The organism is Azohydromonas lata NBRC 102462, from assembly GCF_001571085.1.
In the GTDB taxonomy this organism is placed as follows: Bacteria; Pseudomonadota; Gammaproteobacteria; order Burkholderiales; family Burkholderiaceae_C; genus Azohydromonas; species Azohydromonas lata.
In genome coordinates this window covers 12890-30536 of sequence record NZ_BCTC01000081.1, presented here as the reverse complement: position 1 = coordinate 30536, position 17647 = coordinate 12890, and the positions used below count along the sequence as shown (strand labels likewise).

General features: G+C 70.3%; 15 protein-coding genes. 11 read left to right on the top strand and 4 right to left on the bottom strand.

Features of this window, described 5'->3' with window-relative positions:
• A partial coding sequence (locus ALA01S_RS22375; RefSeq protein WP_238455897.1) for a methyl-accepting chemotaxis protein occupies window positions 1–363 on the top strand: 363 nt, incomplete at its 5' end.
• 84 nt (window positions 364–447) lie between these two features.
• On the opposite strand, the gene ALA01S_RS22370 is transcribed toward ALA01S_RS22375, so the two are convergent.
• Window positions 448–1149, bottom strand: coding sequence for a fumarylacetoacetate hydrolase family protein (locus ALA01S_RS22370; protein WP_066341253.1), 702 nt, complete (start codon window positions 1147–1149; stop codon window positions 448–450).
• 312 nt (window positions 1150–1461) lie between these two features.
• Here ALA01S_RS22370 and ALA01S_RS22365 point away from each other — a divergent pair, with 312 nt between their 5' ends.
• The 4 genes from ALA01S_RS22365 (at window position 1462) to ALA01S_RS22355 (ending at window position 6559) form a co-directional block, all read left to right on the top strand.
• Window positions 1462–3741, top strand: coding sequence for an FUSC family protein (locus tag ALA01S_RS22365; RefSeq protein WP_066341257.1), 2280 nt, complete (start codon window positions 1462–1464; stop codon window positions 3739–3741).
• Between the two features lie 112 nt (window positions 3742–3853).
• Window positions 3854–5821 carry a calcium-binding protein gene (locus tag ALA01S_RS35360; protein WP_305765088.1) on the top strand — a complete coding sequence of 656 codons (1968 nt, stop codon included), beginning with the start codon at window positions 3854–3856 and terminating at the stop codon, window positions 5819–5821.
• Window positions 5822–6015: 194 nt separating this feature from the next.
• Window positions 6016–6228, top strand: a complete 213-nt coding sequence (locus ALA01S_RS32115) for a hypothetical protein (RefSeq protein WP_084267817.1) — start codon at window positions 6016–6018, stop codon at window positions 6226–6228.
• Window positions 6229–6346: 118 nt separating this feature from the next.
• Window positions 6347–6559: a hypothetical protein gene (locus ALA01S_RS22355; RefSeq protein WP_066341250.1), complete on the top strand. Its 213-nt coding sequence runs from the start codon at window positions 6347–6349 to the stop codon at window positions 6557–6559.
• A 104-nt stretch (window positions 6560–6663) separates the two neighbouring features.
• Here the strand turns inward: ALA01S_RS22355 and ALA01S_RS22350 are convergent, their stop codons facing one another.
• Both ALA01S_RS22350 and ALA01S_RS22345 read right to left on the bottom strand, forming a co-directional pair.
• A complete protein-coding gene (locus tag ALA01S_RS22350) occupies window positions 6664–7704 on the bottom strand; it encodes an AI-2E family transporter (RefSeq protein WP_066341249.1) in 1041 nt (346 codons plus the stop codon).
• Window positions 7705–7740: 36 nt separating this feature from the next.
• On the bottom strand, window positions 7741–8166 hold the full coding sequence (locus ALA01S_RS22345; protein WP_066341248.1) for a PACE efflux transporter: 426 nt from the start codon (window positions 8164–8166) through the stop codon (window positions 7741–7743).
• A gap of 79 nt (window positions 8167–8245) precedes the next feature.
• Here ALA01S_RS22345 and ALA01S_RS22340 point away from each other — a divergent pair, with 79 nt between their 5' ends.
• Window positions 8246–9148 (top strand): LysR family transcriptional regulator, encoded by a 903-nt coding sequence (locus ALA01S_RS22340; RefSeq protein ID WP_066341247.1) that lies wholly within the window; start codon window positions 8246–8248, stop codon window positions 9146–9148.
• A 7-nt stretch (window positions 9149–9155) separates the two neighbouring features.
• On the opposite strand, the gene ALA01S_RS33345 is transcribed toward ALA01S_RS22340, so the two are convergent.
• Window positions 9156–9350: a hypothetical protein gene (locus ALA01S_RS33345; protein WP_157119192.1), complete on the bottom strand. Its 195-nt coding sequence runs from the start codon at window positions 9348–9350 to the stop codon at window positions 9156–9158.
• A 307-nt stretch (window positions 9351–9657) separates the two neighbouring features.
• Here ALA01S_RS33345 and ALA01S_RS22335 point away from each other — a divergent pair, with 307 nt between their 5' ends.
• From ALA01S_RS22335 to ALA01S_RS22320, 5 genes are all read left to right on the top strand, one after another.
• The gene (locus tag ALA01S_RS22335) at window positions 9658–13764 is read left to right on the top strand and encodes a M10 family metallopeptidase C-terminal domain-containing protein (protein ID WP_066341245.1); all 4107 of its coding nucleotides are present in this window, start codon (window positions 9658–9660) and stop codon (window positions 13762–13764) included.
• Window positions 13765–13994: 230 nt separating this feature from the next.
• On the top strand, window positions 13995–14306 hold the full coding sequence (locus tag ALA01S_RS22330) for a hypothetical protein (RefSeq protein ID WP_066341244.1): 312 nt from the start codon (window positions 13995–13997) through the stop codon (window positions 14304–14306).
• 242 nt (window positions 14307–14548) lie between these two features.
• Window positions 14549–14695, top strand: coding sequence for a hypothetical protein (locus tag ALA01S_RS33340; RefSeq protein WP_157119191.1), 147 nt, complete (start codon window positions 14549–14551; stop codon window positions 14693–14695).
• Window positions 14696–15051: 356 nt separating this feature from the next.
• The gene (locus tag ALA01S_RS22325) at window positions 15052–16344 is read left to right on the top strand and encodes an HD-GYP domain-containing protein (RefSeq protein ID WP_157119190.1); all 1293 of its coding nucleotides are present in this window, start codon (window positions 15052–15054) and stop codon (window positions 16342–16344) included.
• 176 nt (window positions 16345–16520) lie between these two features.
• Window positions 16521–17525 carry a hypothetical protein gene (locus ALA01S_RS22320; RefSeq protein ID WP_066341241.1) on the top strand — a complete coding sequence of 335 codons (1005 nt, stop codon included), beginning with the start codon at window positions 16521–16523 and terminating at the stop codon, window positions 17523–17525.
• The last annotated feature ends 122 nt before the right edge of the window (window positions 17526–17647 follow it).

The following is a 17647-nucleotide window of genomic DNA, read 5'->3' as shown; positions in this document are numbered from 1 at the left end:
GGCGAGGTGCGGCACCTGGCGCAGCGCAGCTCGCAGGCGGCCAAGGAGATCAAGGAGCTGATCAACGACGCCGTGGAGCACGTGGACAGCGGCTCCAGCCTGGTGCGCCAGGCCGGCGGCACCATGCAGGACATCGTGCGCGCCGTGCAGCGCGTCAACACCATCCTGGGCGAGATCTCCGGCGCCATGGCCGAGCAGAGCGCGGGCATCGCCCAGGTCAACCACGCCGTCTCGCACATGGACCGCGTGACGCAGGAAAACGCCGCCCTGGTGCAGCAGGCCACCGCCGCCACCTCGGCCCTGGCCTCTCAGGCGAGCGCCTTGCAGGCCGTGGTGGGGGAGTTCAAGCTGGAAGCGGCTTGAATGGCTTGAGCCTCGGCGGACAAGGCAAGGGCCTGCCGTGGCATCCGTCTCGGCGCTGCAAAGCGCAGCGCCCGCCGCGGGACTTCAGGCCGGCCGCGCCCCGATCTCGAACGCGAACGTCCCCACGCCCTGCACGCCGCCGCTGACGCGGTCGCCCGGCCGCAGCGCGCCCACGCCGGCCGGCGTGCCGGTGTAGATGAGGTCGCCAGGCTGCAGCGCCACCGACTGCGAGACGTAACTGATGACGTCGGCCACCGGCCAGATCAGCTCGTTCAAGTCGCCCTGCTGGCGCACCTCGCCGTTGACCTCCAGCCACACCCGGCCGGCCGACGGGTGGCCCACTTCGGCCACCGGGCGCAACGCGGCGCAGGGAGCGGACGCATCGAAGCCCTTGCCCCAGTCCCAGGGGCGGCTCATCTTCTTGGCCACGTCCTGCAGGTCGCGCCGCGTCAGGTCCAGGCCGACGCCGTAGCCCCACACCAGCGACAGCGCCTCTTCAGGCGGCACCCGGCTGCCGCCGGCCCCCAGCGCCACGACCAGTTCCACCTCGTGGTGCAGGTTGTCCGTGAGCGGCGGGTAGGCAATGACGCCCTCGGCCGGCACCACCGCGTCGGCCGGCTTCATGAAGAAGAAGGGCGGCTCGCGCGTGGGGTCGTTGCCCATCTCGCGCGCGTGCGCGGCGTAGTTGCGCCCCACGCAGAACACGCGGCGCACCGGAAAGCGCGCGCTGCTGCCGGCCACCGCCACCGAGGGCGTGGCCGGGGGCGCAAAGACGAATTCGCTCATGGCTGGTCTCCATTGCATTTTTGGGCGGGCCGCCGCCACGGCGGCCCAAGCGCTCCAGCGTAGCGGGCCGGCGCCGGCGCAGGCGTGGCCGTGTCCCGCCGCGTGGTACGGCACGGCTTGTGCCCGGGGCGCAGGCCGGTGTTTCATGCCGGACCGACCGCAGGAAAGCCGCCATGCAGCCGAAATACCGCATCCCCGCGTCCGCGCGCGCCGCCGGCCTTGCCCGGCGCCGCCTCGAAACCCCTTGCCCGCCGCGCCGTGTCCGCCGCGCCTGAGCACCCCCGCGGCGGGTGGCTGAAGCTGCGGCGGCGGCTGCGCGCGGCCGACGGGCGCGCCCGCGCCGCGCTGCGCGTGCTGCTCAGCGCCCACGTGGCCAATGGGCTGTGCGCGGCGCTTGGGCTGCTGGTGATCTCCGCCGGCGTGCAGTGGTGGCTGGGGGCCGCGGCGTCCTCGGCGGCGTCGGTGGGCGTGATCGCCTGCATCCCGCCGGACCAGCCCGCGCCGCGCCGCGGCAAGCTCGCCCAGCTGCTGCCCGCGGCGCTGCTTGGGCTGCCGCTGTTTTGGGCCGGCCACGCGCTGCACGGCCACCCGTGGCTGCTGGGCCTGCTGCTGGTGCCGGCGAGCTTTGGCGCCTTCCTGGCCGGGGCCTGGGGCAAGCGGGGGCTGCCCATCGTGGTGTCGGCCATGTTCTCGCTGATCTTCGCCATGGCCGTGCGCCGCCATGGGGGCGAGGCCGATGCCGCCACGCCGCCGGCCGCGCTGTGCTTCGCGCTGGGCGCGGGCCTGTACCTGCTGTGGGCCACGGCGGCCAACGCGCTGCTCAATGCGCGCTACCGCGTGGCGCTGCTGGCGGAGGTGCTGTTCACGCTGGCCGGGCTGATGCGGCAGCAGGCGGCGCGCTTCGTGCCGGGCGAGGCGGGTGCGACACCTGCGACAGGTGCGACAGGTGCGACAGGTGCGACAGGTGCGACATCCGCGACCGGTGTGACCGGTCCAACGGGTGCGACGGGTGGCGCATCGGCGGACACGCCGGCGCTGGCCCCGCTGCTGCGGCGCCAGGCCGCGCTCACGGACCAGTTGCAGGCCGTGCGCGACGTGGTGCTGGAGTCGCCCCGCACGCCGCGGCGTCAGCGCCAGGCCGCGCTGCTCATGCATGTGCTGGAGCTGCGGGACCTGCTGCTGGCCTGCGAGCTGGACCTGGACGCGCTGCGCGCCCATCCGGCGCAGGCGCCCGTGCTGGCGGGGCTGCGCACCGTGCTGCGCGGGGCCGCCTACGACGTGCAGGCGCTGGCCGACGCGCTGCTCACCGGGCGTGTGCCCGCCGCGGCCGAGCGCCGGCGGCAGCGGCTGCAGCGCCTGCCCTGGGAGGCCATGCAAGCCCTCACGCGCCGCGCCGGCGACCCCGGCGCGCGGCTGGCGCGCAGCCTGGCCAACCGCGTGCGCCACGTCGCCGACGAGGTGGCGCGCGCCGTGGCCCTGGCCCGCGGCGAGCGCGAGCCGGACCTGGCCGCGGTGCGCGTGGCGTGGCAGCTCTTCGTGAGCCCGACGGCCTGGTCGTGGCGGCCGCTGCTGGCGCTGTGGCGGCGCGACGCCCCGCCGCTGCGCCACGCCGTGCGCGCGGCGCTGGCGCTGGGCAGCGCCTATGCGCTGGCGCAGGCGCTGCCCTGGGGCACGCACGAGTACTGGATCCTGCTGACCATCGTGGTGGTGCTGCGCGGCAGCCTCGCGCAGACGCTGGAGCGCCGCAACAGCCGCGTGGCCGGCACGCTCGTGGGCTGCGTGCTCAGCGGCGCGCTGCTGGCCGCGCATCCGTCGGCCTGGGTGCTGCTGCTGGCGCTGACGCTGGCGCAGGCCGTGGCGCATGCCTTCGCGGTGCGGCATTACCTGGTGACGTCCGTCGCGGCCACGGTGCTGGGCCTGGTGCAGGCCCACCTCTTGGGCGCGGGCATCGGCCCGGTGTTCGACATCGTGGAGCGCATGGCCGACACGCTGATCGGCGTCGCGCTGGCCTGGGGCTTCAGCTACGTGCTGCCGTCCTGGGAGCGCCGGCAGTTGCCCGCGCTGCTTGGGCGCGTGCTGCGGGCGCAGTCGCGGCACGCGCGCATCGCGCTGGCCGTGGCGCAGCTCCAGGCGGTGGACGACGAACCGGAGCTGCAGTGGCGGCTGGCGCGGCGCGAGGCCTACGACAGCCTCTCGGCCCTGGTGCAGGCCACGCAGCGCGCGCTGGTGGAGCCGCGCGCGGTGCAGCCGCCGCTGCAGGCGCTGGAGCGCGTGCTGACGCTGGCCAACCAACTGCTGGCGCAGCTCACCGCGATCAAGACCATGTTGTTGCTGCGCCGCGGGCGGCTGGATTTGCTGGCGTTGCGTGCGCCGCTGGAGCGCGCGGTGGCGGACATGGCCGTGGCGCTGGAGGAAAACGCGGCGGCCGCCTCCGCAAGCCCTTTGTCCTCGATTTCCTCTCTCGATACGGCGCTGCCGGTGGATTTGCCCGACGACGACCTCAATCCCTGGTTGCTGCGCCGCCTGGCGCTGGCCACGGGGCTGGCGGCACAACTGGGGGCCCAAGCACGGCCGCTGCGTCAAAGCCTTTGATATCCGCCCACCGCGGGCCATGCGCATTGCTGTTGCTGGACAAACCTCGGCTCAATTTGACATTTGTCGCGCTCATGGTGTGAATTAATTCACGCTGTGGCGATTGACCCTGGTGCACTATTCCGGCCGGGCGGAGGTGCCCACGAGACGAACAAATCAAGAGGTTTTTGATATGGGAATTTATACGGGCACGTCCAAGAGTGAAGCGGTCAATGGCAGCACGGGCGACGATACCCTGTTTGGAGACGCGGGCAACGACACGCTTTATGGCGGCGCGGGCAACGACGTATACAAATTCAATTTGGGCACGGGCATCGACGTCGTGAGCGATACGGGCGGGACTGCCGACAAGGTGCAACTGGCCGACCCCAACGACCTTTACGCCGGCATCGATATTTACCGTGGTGGCACGGGCAACGACCTGATTTTCGATTTTGGCTCGGCCGGCAAACTCACCGTGTTGAACCAGTATGCGGGTACCGCGGCCGGCGCGGGGCGCATGGAATACCTGGCCACGCCGGACAGCACTTTCACGATAGCCGCCGGCACCGTGGGCACGGCGGGCGATGACTTGATTGTCGGCACGGCGGGCAACGATTCGATCAACGGCGGCGCGGGCCACGACTGGATCATGGGCGGTGCCGGCAACGACACGATATGGGGCGGCGACGGCCAGAACGAATTGCACGGCGGCGCCGGCAACGACAGCCTGGTGGCCGGTTCCCAAGGCGACGATCTGTATGGCGGCGCGGGCAACGACACCCTGGTAGGTGGCACGGGCTCGGACAATGCCTATTACGAAGACGCCACCGGTGGCGTCTTCGCCAATTTCAGCGGTGGTGCCGAAGCGTGGAACAACCGCGTCGTCGGCGCCAACCAGGTGCTGGAAACGGGGGGCAATGCCAATACCGTCGATACGCTGATTTCCATCGAGCATTTCACCGGCACGGCCTATGCCGACTGCCTGGTGCTGGGCCGCTCCGACGGCCCCTTGAGTTTCACGCTGGGCAAGGGCAATGACACCGTCATTGGCGGCGCGCCCAACAACGTCAACAACGTGTGGGCCAACGTGGGGTATTGGGACGATCCGAACGGCGTGATCGTCAATTTGAGCAACCGCATGGTGTCGGCCACGCTGGGCGGCGTGACCTACAACGTGGGCCGCAACAGCGCCCGCGACGGCTGGGGCGGTACCGACACGTTCATACTCGACGACGGCAATTTGTCGGTCAACGGCTCCGACTATGCCGACTATATTCGCGGCCGGGACAACAACCAGACCTGGGAATTCTTCGACGGCGGCCGCGGCAACGACACCATAGACGGCGGCGGCAACGTGGACACGGTCAATTATGACCGCTCGGGCGACGATGCAGGCTCCATGGGCGCGGTGGTCAATCTCTCCGCTGCGGCTTATGCCGGCACGCTGGGCGGCCTCACGATCAACCAGGCCGCGGGCAGCGCACGTGATACCTGGGGTGGCACCGATACCCTGCGCAACATCGAGAATGCCAATGGCAGTTCCATGGCCGACATTCTGGTGGGCTCGGCTGGCGACAATTACTTCGAGGGCCGCGCTGGCAATGACCTTATTTTGGGCGGCGCGGGCAACGACAATCTGAATGGCGGCAACGGCAGCGACACGCTCAACGGTGGCGACGGCAACGACAACCTGTTGGGCGGCGAGGGCAACGATACCCTTTATGGCGGTGCCGGGCAGGATTATCTCAACGGCGGCGCCGGCAGCGACGTTTTCGTCTTCAATACCCTTCCCAATACCCAAACCAACGTGGACCGCATCGACGATTTTGCTGCCGGCGAAAAAATCTGGCTGGAAAATTCCGTGATGACGGGCCTGGGCACTGCCAACAACGTGGCCTTGGCCACCGGGGCCTTCCTGGCCGGCGCGGGCGCCATGGCGGCCACCAGCGCGGCGCAGCGCCTGATTTACAACACCTCCACGGGAGATTTGTATTACGACCAGGATGGCACGGGCGCCATCGCCGCCGTGAAACTGGCGGTGATTGGCACGGGCACGGGAGTTGCTGCTCTCTCCACTTCCAATTTCCTCGTGATTTGACGGCCGGCGGCGACTGCCGCGTCCAGGGCTGGAAAGTCCACCGTCCCAACCCCGCCACGGCGGGGTTTTCCTTTTCCTCCCAGGGTCCGGGCATTCTTCCGGGCAGGGCAGGCACGCCCGCTGCTACATGCTGTGCAAGCGAATATCAAGGGCTGCACGCCGCGGAGTTTCCAAGGCGTGAAGGAGTTGACGAAATGGCACTTCCCGAACTGGAACAAGCGGGTTACGAATTGCATTTCGAATCCCTGGATGGTGGCGCCAATGCCTGCGCCTTCCCCTGCGACGCCCGCGGCCAGGTGGACATGGACCGGTTGGGCGATTCCGCACTTACCCATTACCTGTACGCCCGCGCGGTGATAGGTCGGGAATACCGTTTTCCGTCAGTGCGCAGAAAGGCAGCCCACTGAAACTCCGCCCCGCCGAATAAGCGTCAACCCTTAGGACGCATCCTCCCGCAGTCGCCGTGCCTGTGCACGGTTGGCACGGTCGATGCAGACACGCAGGCGGTCAAAGGAGTTGTGTGACATGAGCATCCTGGAACTGGAACAGCCCGGCTACGAACTGCGCTTCGAATCCCTGCTCGACCCGCAGCAGGCCTGCGCGTTTCCGTGCGATGCGCACGGCCGGGTGGACATGGACCGTCTGTGCGCGCAGTCCCTGCACCTCTATCTCTATGCCCGCGCCGTGATAGGCAAGGAATTCCGCCGTCCGCTGGTCCAGCCGTGTGCCACGCATTGAGCACCGCCGGTGCTGCAGGCTGGCGCAGTTGCTGCAACCGTGTTGCACCATGGTCTAGGGATTTCCCTTAGGGATCGCTTTGCGCGCGCCGGGAGGCGCGGGGTTCACACCAGGCCGGCGGCCGCCAGCTCCTTCTTGGCATAGGCGTAGTACAGCGGCGCAGCCACCAGGCCGGCCACGCCGAACAGGGTCTCCGCCGCGAACATCACCGCCAGCAGCTCCCACACGCCGGTGCTCGTCTTGGAGCCCACCACGCGGGCGTTGATGAAGTACTCGGCCTTGTGGATGCCGATCAGGAAGGCCAGGCAGGCCGCGCCCACGTACACCGACACCGACACGCCCACCAGCGTCATCACGACGTTGACCACGAGGTTGCCCACGATGGGCACCAGGCCGAACACGAAGGTCATGGCCACCAGCGCGTAGTCGTAGGGCATGACGATGCCGAAGGCCGGCAGCGCTCCCAGCAGGAATGCGGCGGTGAGCGAGGCGTTGAAGGCCGCGATCCAGAACTGCGCCGCCACGATCTGGCGGAAGGCGTCTATGAAATGCACCGCGCGCGAGGCGATGGCCGCGGCCAGCGGGCGCCGTGCCGCGGGTGCGCGCCGGGTGGCCAGCAGCGCGCCCACGATCAGGCCCACGTAGGCCAGCAGCAGCCCGTGCAGCCAGGTGCGGCCCACCGAGGCCAGGTGGCTGGCCTGCGTGCGCAACTGCGCCGCCATCAGCTCCTGCAGCTCGCCCACGCCCTCGGGCAAATGGCGCACGATCTCCTGCGGCAGCCGCTCGCGCATTTCCAGGATGGTGTTGGCCAAGTGGTTGAGCAGCGCCTGGTACTGCTGCACGGCCAGGATGGAGTAGCCCTTGGCGTTGAGCATGAGCAGCGCCAGCCCCGCCAGCGGCGCCACGATCACCGCCGTGGCCGCCAGCCACGGCGGCAGACGCCCCGTGCCGTGCAGCCGGCCCACGGGCACGCGCGTGAGCGATCGCGTCACCAGGAAGCTGATGCACACCGCCAGCAGCCCCGGCAGCAGCCCGGCCAGCAGCGCCAGCAGGCACAGCGCCGCCACCAGCATGTAGCTGGCGGCCTGCACGTAGGGGTGGATGGGCGTGACGGTGGCGAGCAGGGGTTGTTTTTCGAACTTCATGCAGGACGCGGGCGGAACGGGACCCCCGCGATGTTCTCAGACCGGCCGTGCCGATCGTGGCAGGCCGAATACGCGGTCGAAGACCCAGTTGAATACAAAGGTGTAGGCGAGGAAGAGCAGCAGCAGGCCCAAATCCATGACCAGCGCCTGCCAAAGGCTGATGTCCAGCCACCACGCCATGACCGGCACCAGGATGGCGGCCAGGCCGCCCTCGAAGCCCACCGCGTGCGCCACGCGGCGCGCAAGGCCGCGGCCGCGCACGCGCTGGCGGGCTTCCCACCGTTCGAAGCCGTGGTTGAACGCAAGGTTCCATAAAACCGCCACTGCCGAGGACAGCACCGACAGCCCCGTGGCGTCCGCCGCGCCCGCATCGGCGGCCAGCATGAAGCCCAGCGTCGCCAGCACGATGGCCACCGCCTCGTACAGCGCCACGTACACCACCCGTCGTTTCACACCTTGCATCGCCCAACTCCGTTGACGGCGGCAATGTATGTCTGCGGGGCTGATATAAAAAGTCATCTGCTGTCAGCGTATCTGAAAGATGGCTTTCGAAGGCAACGAGGTGGACGTTTTTCTGGCGGTGCTGGACCACGGCTCCTTTTCGGCCGCGGCGCGCGCGCTTGGGCGCGTGCCCTCGGCGGTGAGCATGGCCATCGCGCAACTGGAGGGCGAGCTGGCGCTGCGGCTGTTCGACCGCAGCGGGCGCGAGCCCCGGCCCACGCCGCAGGCGCTGTCGCTGGCGCCGCAGGTGCGGGCGCTGGCGGCGCAGCGGCGGCAGTTGCAAGTGCACGCGCTGGCGCTCACGCGCGGGCTGGAGGAGCTGCTGACCCTGGCCATCGCGCCGGAGCTGCTGGCCGCGCCCTGGAGCGCGGCGCTGGCGGCGCTGGCGCAGGAGCATCCGCTGCTGGAGGTGGAGGTGCTGGCCGCGCCGCAGGCCGACGCGCTGGCGCTGCTGCACAGCGGACGGGCGCAGTTGGCACTGGTGTTCGAGCGGCCCAGCCTGGACGGGCGCGAGGGCTTCCAGGAAGTGGCCAGCGAAAGCCTGGTGGCGGTGATGGCGCCGGCGCACCCCGTGCTGCAGGCCGCCGGCGCGGGAGGGCTGCGCGAGGAGCACCTGCTGTCCACGCGGCAGATCGTGGTGGCCAGCCGCGACCGCGCGCAGGTGGACGCGCGCTTCGTGTTCGCTCGCCACCGCTGGCGCACGGACACGCCGCAGGCGGCGCTGAGCCTCATCAGCGCCGGGCTGGGCTGGGGCTGGCTGCCGCGCAACTTCGTGCGCCGGTACCTGGACTCCGGCCAGCTCGTGGAGATGCCCTTCGAGAACCTGACCAACGACTTGCAGCTCTGGGTGGACGTGGTGTGGTCCAAGGAGCGGCCGCTTGGGCTGGCGGCGCGGCGCTTCGTGGAGCACATCAGCGGCCATCCGCCGGGGCCGCCGGCGTAGCACGCGCTCAGCCGCCGTCCCTGGGCGCGGCCGGCGCCTTGCCGGAGCGCACGCCTGCCTGCCTGGCCGCCTTGAGCCTGAACCAGGCCCACAGTGCGCCCAAGGTGGCAAAGGCCACCATCCACCAGCCGAACAGCACGTAGCCGGCGTAGACCAGCACCACCCACAGCAGCAGCAAGAGCACGAATCCCAGGTTTCTCATCGCTTGACATCTCTCCCGAGCGCAATTGTCACAGGACGGACACGCGTGCTCCGTGGCACCTGCTGCGCAGGCGTGTCATGCAAGAACGGCGCGCTCTCTTTGCATCCGTTTTTTTGACATGTATCGACCGAACTTGGACATGTGACCGAGCGAACCTCTGATAAGTAATTAAATTTGTTAAAGTTTTTCTAAATGTTTCAGAAATTTGATGTCTGGCAGGCATCCGGCTCCTGCCGCCGCAGCGTTGCGGTGCCGGCCATCGAATGAGATTCAAGCGATTCACATCACCAGAATTCCAGGGCAAGCGATGAGCAACACGACTCCCTCCTTCATTGCGCAAGGCAGCCTGCCGTCCTCAATGGCCGGCGTTCCCACGTACACCGAGGGCAGCCAGCCCATCTGCCTGGCGCCGTCTGCGGCCGTGTTCGACGCCGAGCTCGCCGCGCTGGATGGCGGCGCGGGCAACTACGCCGGAGCCGTGCTCACGCTGTCGCGCGTGGGCGGGGCGTCGGCGGAGGACCGGTTCAGCGGCCTGGGCGGGCTGAGCCTGGCCGGCGGCGTGGCCACGGTGGGCGGCGTGGCCGTGGGCACGGTCGGCCATGCGGCCGGGGTGCTGTCCATCAGCTTCAACGGCCAGGCCACGCAGGCGCGCGTCAACGAGGTGCTGCGCGGCATCGGCTATGCCAACAGCTCGGACGTGCCGCCGGTCAGCGTGGCGCTGCAGTGGAGCTTCAACGACGGCAGCGGCGAGGCCAACGCTGCTGTGAGCGGCAGCACCACGGTGGCGCTGCGCAACGTGGACGACCCGATCACCGGCAATGTCACCCTGACGGGCGAGGCCCGCGTGGGCAGCACGCTCTCGGTGTCCAGCACCGTGGCCGACGTCGAGGGCATGCTGAACCCGACGTTCACCTGGTACTCCGGGTCGACGGTGATCCGAGCCGGCGGCGAGGCCTACCACGGCAGCACGTACACGCTGCAGACCTCGGACATCGGCCAGCGGATATCGGTCTTGCTGACCTACTGGGACGTCTACGGCAACTACCGCGGCGTGGGCAGCGCGTACACCACCGAGATCCCCACCAACACGGAGAACGCGCCGGCCACGGGCACCGTGACGATCACCGGCACGCCCGCGCAGGGCCAGACGCTGTCGGTGAGCTACGAGCTGGCCGACCCCGACGGCGTGGGCGCGGCGCGGCTGGAGTGGCTGCGCGACGGCCAGATCATTCCCGAACCCAACGGCGGCACCACCTTCACCCTCACGCAGGCCGACGTGGGCAAGGCCATCTCGGTGCGCGTGATCTTCAACGACCTGCACGGCATCGTGGAGCGCGTGGTGAGCAACAGCACGGCGCCGGTGGCCAACGTCAACGACGCGCCCACGGGCGGCGTGCAGGTCTTTGGCCAGGCCGTGCAGGGCCAGACGCTCACGGCGCAGCACAACATCGTGGACCCCGACGGCGCGCCCGCGGCGTTCCTCTACCAGTGGCTGCGCGACGGCACGGCCATCGCCGGCGCGTCGCGCTCGACCTACAAGCTGGCGGAGGCCGACGTGGGCCACGCCGTGAGCGTGCGCGTGTCCTACACCGACCGGCTGGGCACGGCCGAGTCCGTCGCGAGCGCCGCCACGGCGGCGGTGGCCAACCTGAGCGACGCCGCCCTGGCGCCCACCATCACGGGCATGGCGCGCCAGGGCGAGGTGCTCAAGGCTGCCGCCCCCGTGGACAGCGACGGGGTCAACGCGCTGGCCTACCAGTGGCTGCGCGACGGCCAGGCCGTGGACGGCGCCACCGGCGCCAGCTACACGCTCAAGCAGGCCGACGTGGGCCACGTCCTCACGCTGCGCGCGAGCTACACCGACAACTACGGCGGCCACGAGACGCTGACCAGCGCGGCCACGGCGTCGGTGGCCAACGTCAACGACGTGCCCTGGGGCGGCATCACGCTCAGCGTGGACTCGTTCATCCAGGGCCACACGGTCACGGCCACGCACGACCTCCACGATGACGACGGCATGGGCCCCGTGAGCTGGCAGTGGATGCGTGGCAGCCTGCCCATCGCGGGGGCCACGGGGCAGCGCTACACGCTCACGCAGGACGACGTGGGCAAGTCCGTCGCCGCCCGCGCCACCTGGGTCGACGGCGGCGGCAAGACCGAAACCTTCACTGACCAGCTCTCGCCCGCGGTGCAGAACGTCAACGACGCGCCCACGGGCGGTGTGACCGTGAGCGGCAGCGCCACGCAGGGGCAGACGCTCACGGCGGCCAACACCCTGGCCGACGCCGATGGCCTGGGCGCCATCAAGTACCAGTGGCTGCGCGACGGCGTGGACATCGCCGGTGCAGCAGCGGGCACGTACAAGCTGGCGCAGGCCGACGTGGGCCACGCCATCTCGGTGCGTGCGGCCTACCTGGACAAGTTCGGCACGGCCGAGGCCGTCGCGAGCGCGGCCACGGCGGCGGTGGCCAACGCCAACGACGCGCCCGCAGGCGGCGTGACGGTGGGCGGCCTGGCCAAGCAGGGCAGCGTGCTGTCGGCCGTGACGGCCAAGCTGGCCGATGCCGACGGCTTGGGCGCCTTCAGCTACCAGTGGCTGCGCGGCGGCGTGGCGGTGGACGGCGCCACGGCGGCCACCTACGCGACCTCGCAGGCCGACGTGGGCCAGGCCGTGTCGGTGCGGGTGTCCTATACCGACGGCTATGGCGCGTTGGAGTCCGTGACCAGCACCGCCTCGGCGGCGGTGGCCAATGCCAACGACGCGCCCACGGGCGGCGTGACCGTCAGCGGCACGGCCGCGCAGGGCCAGGTGCTCACGGCGGGCCACACGCTGGCCGACCTCGACGGCCTGGGCGTGGTCAGCTACCAATGGCTGCGCGCGGGCGTGGCCATCGCCCAGGCCACGGGGGCGGGCTACACGCTCACGCAGGCCGACGTGGGCAAGGCCATCAGCGTCAAGGCGTCCTACGTGGACGGCTTCAACACGGCCGAGAGCCGCACCAGCGCGGCCACGGCGGCGGTGGCCAACGTCAACGACGCGCCCACGGGCGGCGTGACCGTCGGCGGCGAGGCTACGCAGGGCCAGACGCTCACGGCGGCCCACACCCTGGCCGATGCCGACGGCCTGGGCACCGTCAAGTACCAATGGCTGCGCGACGGCGCGGCCATCGCCGGCGCCACGGCGGCCACCTACGTGCTCAAGGAAGCGGACGTGGGCCACGCCATCGCGGCGCGCGCGGCCTACGTGGACAAGCTGGGCACGGCCGAGGCCGTCACCAGCGACGCGACGGCGGCGGTGGCCAACGTCAACGACGCGCCCACGGGCGGCGTGACGCTCACGGGCCTGGCCAGGCAGGGCGGCGTGCTGTCGGCCGTGACGGCCAAGCTGGTGGATGCCGACGGTCTGGGCGCCTTGAGCTGGCAGTGGCTGCGCGGCGGCGTGGCGGTGGACGGTGCCACGGCGGCCACCTATGCGCTGGGCCAGGCCGACGTGGGCCAGGCCGTGTCGGTGCGGGTGGCCTACACCGACGGCCACGGCACGGCCGAGAGCGTGACCAGCACGGCTTCGGCGGCGGTGGCCAACGTCAACGACGTGGCCACGGGCAGCGTCACCGTCAGCGGCACGGCCGAGGTGGGCCGCACGCTGTCGGCGAGCTTCGAGCTGCAGGATCTCGACGGCATGGGTCCCGTGGCGCTGCAGTGGCTGCGCGGCGGCACGGCCATCGCCGGGGCCACGGGCGCAAGCTACGGGCTCACGGCGGCCGACGTGGACAAGGCCATCAGCGTCAAGGCGTCCTTCGTGGACCTGCTCGGCGGCAAGGAGGCCGTTGCCAGCGCCGCCACGGCGGCGGTGAGCTACCCGGCCGACACCGTCGCCGGCACCGCCGGGGCCGATGCGCTGCACGGCGGCCTGGGCGCCAGCCTGATGGACGGCGGCGCGGGCAACGACAGCCTGTGGGGCGAGGCCGGCAACGACACGCTGCGCGGCGGCGAGGGCAACGACACGCTCTACGGCGGCGCGGGCAACGACGTGCTGCAGGGCGATGCGGGCGACGACCGGCTCTTGGGCGGCGCGGGCGCGGACACGCTTGCCGGCGGCGACGGGCGCGACACCTTCGCCTTCCCCGGGCTGGCCGATGTGGGCACGACGACGGCCACGGCCGACGTCATCACCGACTTCGTGCGCGGCCAGGACAAGCTGGACCTCGTTGGGCTGGACGCCAACACCGCCACCGCGGCGCGCGAGGCCTTCACGGCCCTGATCGATGCGTCGGCGGCCTTCACCGCGGCGAGTCAACTGAAATTCGCCGACGGCGTGCTCTACGCCAACACCGACGCGGATGCGGACGCCGAGTTCGCCATCCGGCTGCTGGGCGTGAGCGCGCTGGACCTGACGGATTTCGTCCTGCGCTGAACCCGCGCCCCACGCCTGCGCACCTTGGTGGTGCGCCGGTGGGGTGGCGTCGTGATTCCTGACGGGTCGCGCCCAGGCCCGATACGTGCTAGTTTGAGGCCGAGGCCTGACCGGAGGAGGCCTATACCCGGTGGCCGCGGCAGCGCCGCGGCGGCCGGGGCCGGTGCCCTGAAGGTCCTGTCCTCTTCGACAACCGCCTGCCCGCAGCGGCATTCACGGAGGGACGCATCGTGATCGAACTGCAAGCCACCATCCCCGAAGGCATCAACTTCGCGGACCTGCAACTGTCGCGGGACAGCGACGACGGCGCCGTGGTGTTCTCCATGGAACCCATTGAAGCCATCTGCGAAGCCAGCGGCCTGGACATCGAGGAAGTCGTGGACGGCCCCGAGCCCACCATCTGCGTCCTCATCGCGGCGTGGTACCAGGTCCACCTGCAGCGCGGCGGCGAGCCTGACCCCGTGCAGGAGGATTTTCTGGAGGAAACCCGGCTGGAACTGGAGCGCGGCTACGGCTTCAGCTACCCGCCCGGCCACGCCTGACGCCCTGCCCGTCGCGCCGGCATCGTCACCGGCACCGCGCGCCCCAAACACTTTTCGCACGCCGCGCGCCCTCAATGGGCCGCGGCGTTGCTTTTTGCACAGCCCCACCCGCACCGCCGGTACGCCGTTCATTCTTCACGCGCCGCGGCTTTCGCTGGCGTGACCGGTCTTCCGTGACGCTTTCAAGGCTTGTGTATTAGGGAAAACACCTAATAATGGTTGCCAACCAGGAGGATGCAACCATGATCGGATTTTTGCTTCTGACCCTGCTCGTGGGCGTGGTGGACGTGCAGCACCAGACACGGCGCGAGTTCGACGAATGGCTGGACAGCCAGCCCCAGGAGGTGCGCCGCCGCATGCGGGCGGCCATGAGCTGGGGGCGCTGCTGAGCTGAAGCTGCGCTGTGCCGTTCGCTTCACGTTGACTGCTACCGGGTTGGTCGGCGTGCGGCAGGTGCCGCTCGCGCCGGGCCGCTGCCGATCGTGCAGGAAGGCACATTGTTCTCACTGAGTGGGCCGAGCTTGACATTTCTGTCACTCTCCTCCCCGGTGTTTTGCCTACTCTCGGGCCTGATGTTTCAGCAGTCACCGGCCGTGAGATCTCTCCGCTTCTTCCCGCAATCCGTCGAGTCCAGCAAGCGGCTGCGACTCGATCCGTTGAACGGAGCGGAACGGTTGTCGTTGTCCGCGCTCAAGGCGCTGCACAGCCGCCGGATGGATCCTTGCAGGTCCACAGGTGCCCGACCGTGAGATTGATATCCCTTTCCCCGGAATACCTGGAAGCCGAGGACCGGCTTCCCTTCGACGTTTTCGATGCCGAGGGCAAGCTGCTGCTCGCGGCCAGCGAGCCCATGGACGGCCATACGGCGCGCGCCACGATGCGCAGCCGCAACGGCGTGTACGCCGATGCCGTGGCCGTGGCCGACTGGCGCCGCCGTCTGGCGGCCCGCGTGGACGAGCTTATACGGCGCGATGCGCCGCTGTCGGCCATTGCCCGCGCACGGGCCGAGCCTGCGCGCCAGACCAGCAGCTCCGCCAAGCCCGGCGAGGAGTGGGAGGCGCTGGTCTACCTGCTGGATGCGGCGCTGCGCGACCCCAGCCCGCAGCAGCCGTGGGTGCAGCGCGTGATGGATGTGCTGGCCCGCGCACGCGAGCTGGCCTCGCGCCGCATGGACGAGGCCTTGTTCCACTACATCCACAACGGCACGCGCCACGCCGACCACTACAGCAGCCACCAGGCCCTGCGCTGCATGCTCATCGCCGGCGAGATCGGCCGCGAGCTGGGCTTCAGCGAAGAGTTGCTCTCGCAACTGGATTGTGCTGCCCTCACCATGAACGTCGCCATGCGCCGGCTGCAGGACAGGCTGGCGCTCATGGCCGCGCCCAAGCTTGATGCCGGCATGCGCGCCGTGATCGACCAGCACAGCGTCGAGGCCGAGCGGCTGCTGCGCGAGGGCGGCGTCACCGACCCGGTGTGGCTGGAGGCCGTGCGGCTGCACCACGACGACTCGCTGCAGCGGCTGGCGCCGCAGCAGCTCACGCCGGGCCAGCAGTTGGCCGCGCTGCTGCGCCGCGTGGACATCTATTGCGCCAAGATCAGCCGCCGTGCCGGGCGCAAGGCGCTCACGGCCATGCAGGCCGCGGGGCAGGCCTGCATGGGGCCGGACGGCAGGCCCGACCGCATCGGCGGGGCGCTGCTCAAGGTGGTGGGCCTGTACCCGCCGGGCTGCTTCGTGAAGTTGGCCAGCGGCGAGACCGGCATCGTGCTGGCGCGCGGCGCCCGCGCCGACCAGCCGCTGGTGGCCGTGCTGCTCAATGCCCGCGGCGCCGTGCTCATGGGCCCGCTGTTGCGCGACAGCTCGCAGCCCAAGCTGGGCGTGCGTGCCGCGCTCAGGGCCGACCAGGTGCCCGTTCAACCGTCTCTTGAACAGTTGCATGCGCTGCGAGTCGCGGGCCGCCAGCCGCAGGCCGTGGCCACTGCCCGCGCCGCCTTGACGCCCAAGCTCGGCGCAGCCGTTGCCGTTGCCGTGCCGCATTGAGGGGCCGCCCCGGGTTGCACGGCACCGCCCTCTGGCGGTGGCGGTGCCGACGGCGCCTCGCCAATTGGGGCGCCGCATGCGTTGACGGTTAAGCCACCTTTTTCGGCAGCCCTGTCCCTACGCTGTGTGTCGTAACAGCTTACATGACGGCCATGGGTTCTTTGACAAACTCTTACGTGCAACTGTCCGCCTTCCTGCGTGTACCGAGCTGCGCGGATGCGGCTCAGGCGCCCGGCTCGGAATGGGACAAGCTTGCGCTGGAGCTGCAAGCCGCGCTGCAGCACCGCGCCGACACCTGGGACTGGCTGGAGCGGGTGCTGCAGGTGCGCTCCCGCGCCCGCGTGCTGGCGGCGCGCGACATGGACGCAGCCTTGCTGCATGGCCTGCAGGCCCTCTCGCGCAACGGCGCCGGTGCCGTCGGCGCCCAGGCGCTGTGCCGCATGCTCGTGGCTTCGGAGGTCGCGCGTGCGCTGGGCTACGGCGCCGCGCTCATTGCGCATCTCGAACGTGCGGCGCTCATGCTGTCCGTGCCCATGGTGGTGCTGCGCGAGCGCATGGGCCGCGTCATCGCCACGCAGCCCGGCGAGCCCGTGGCCGAGCTGCTGCGGCGCTACGCCGAGGACGCCGTTCTGCTGGCGCTGGAGGAAGCCGATGGCGATCCCGTCTGGCTGGAGGCCGTGCGCCAGCACCGTGTTGCGGTGTCTGAGGCGCTGCCGCCCACGTTCATGACATCCGCGCAGCACCTGGCCGTGCTGCTGCGCCGCGTGGACCGGTTTTGCACGCGCATGGCGCTGAGCCGCCGCGCGCCCGTGACCACGCTGCAGGCCGCCGGCGGTGCGGATGCGGATGCGTGCACGGCGCAGCACGCAGGGCACGACCCCATCGGCGCCGCGCTGGTCCAGGCCGTGGGCCTGTACCCGCTGGGCAGCCTGGTGCAACTGGAAAGCGGCGAGGCCGGCATGGTGCTGGCACGCGGCCGGCGCGCCGAGCAGCCGCTGGTGGCCGTGTTCGCCGACCTGCGCCGCGCCCAGCCCTTGCCGCTGAACCCGCAGTTGAGCGACACCGCCCACCCCGGCCGCGCCGTGAGCGCGCTGCTGTGCGCGGACCAGTTCCCGCTGCCGGCGTCGCTCCAGGCGCTGCTGCAGCTGCGCACGCCGGGCAGCGGCATGCGCGCCGCCTGACGCCCGGCCGGCCGTTGAACGGCGGCGCACGCATGGCCTGCCATGTGCCCCGATCAAGCCTGTCGAGCGGTCCACCCGCACGGACACGGCATCATGGCCGCCGTGCGCAGGCCAGTGGCCTG

Bases quoted from the DNA above. Each gene is read 5' to 3' on its own strand.
- ALA01S_RS22370 (WP_066341253.1), bottom strand. From the start codon at position 1,149: ATGAGCGAATTCGTCTTTGCGCCCCCGGCCACGCCCTCGGTGGCGGTG.
- ALA01S_RS32115 (WP_084267817.1), top strand. From the start codon at position 6,016: ATGGCACTTCCCGAACTGGAACAAGCGGGTTACGAATTGCATTTCGAA.
- ALA01S_RS22355 (WP_066341250.1), top strand. From the start codon at position 6,347: ATGAGCATCCTGGAACTGGAACAGCCCGGCTACGAACTGCGCTTCGAA.
- ALA01S_RS22350 (WP_066341249.1), bottom strand. From the start codon at position 7,704: ATGAAGTTCGAAAAACAACCCCTGCTCGCCACCGTCACGCCCATCCAC.
- ALA01S_RS22345 (WP_066341248.1), bottom strand. From the start codon at position 8,166: ATGCAAGGTGTGAAACGACGGGTGGTGTACGTGGCGCTGTACGAGGCG.
- ALA01S_RS22340 (WP_066341247.1), top strand. From the start codon at position 8,246: ATGGCTTTCGAAGGCAACGAGGTGGACGTTTTTCTGGCGGTGCTGGAC.
- ALA01S_RS33345 (WP_157119192.1), bottom strand. From the start codon at position 9,350: ATGAGAAACCTGGGATTCGTGCTCTTGCTGCTGCTGTGGGTGGTGCTG.
- ALA01S_RS22335 (WP_066341245.1), top strand. From the start codon at position 9,658: ATGAGCAACACGACTCCCTCCTTCATTGCGCAAGGCAGCCTGCCGTCC.
- ALA01S_RS33340 (WP_157119191.1), top strand. From the start codon at position 14,549: ATGATCGGATTTTTGCTTCTGACCCTGCTCGTGGGCGTGGTGGACGTG.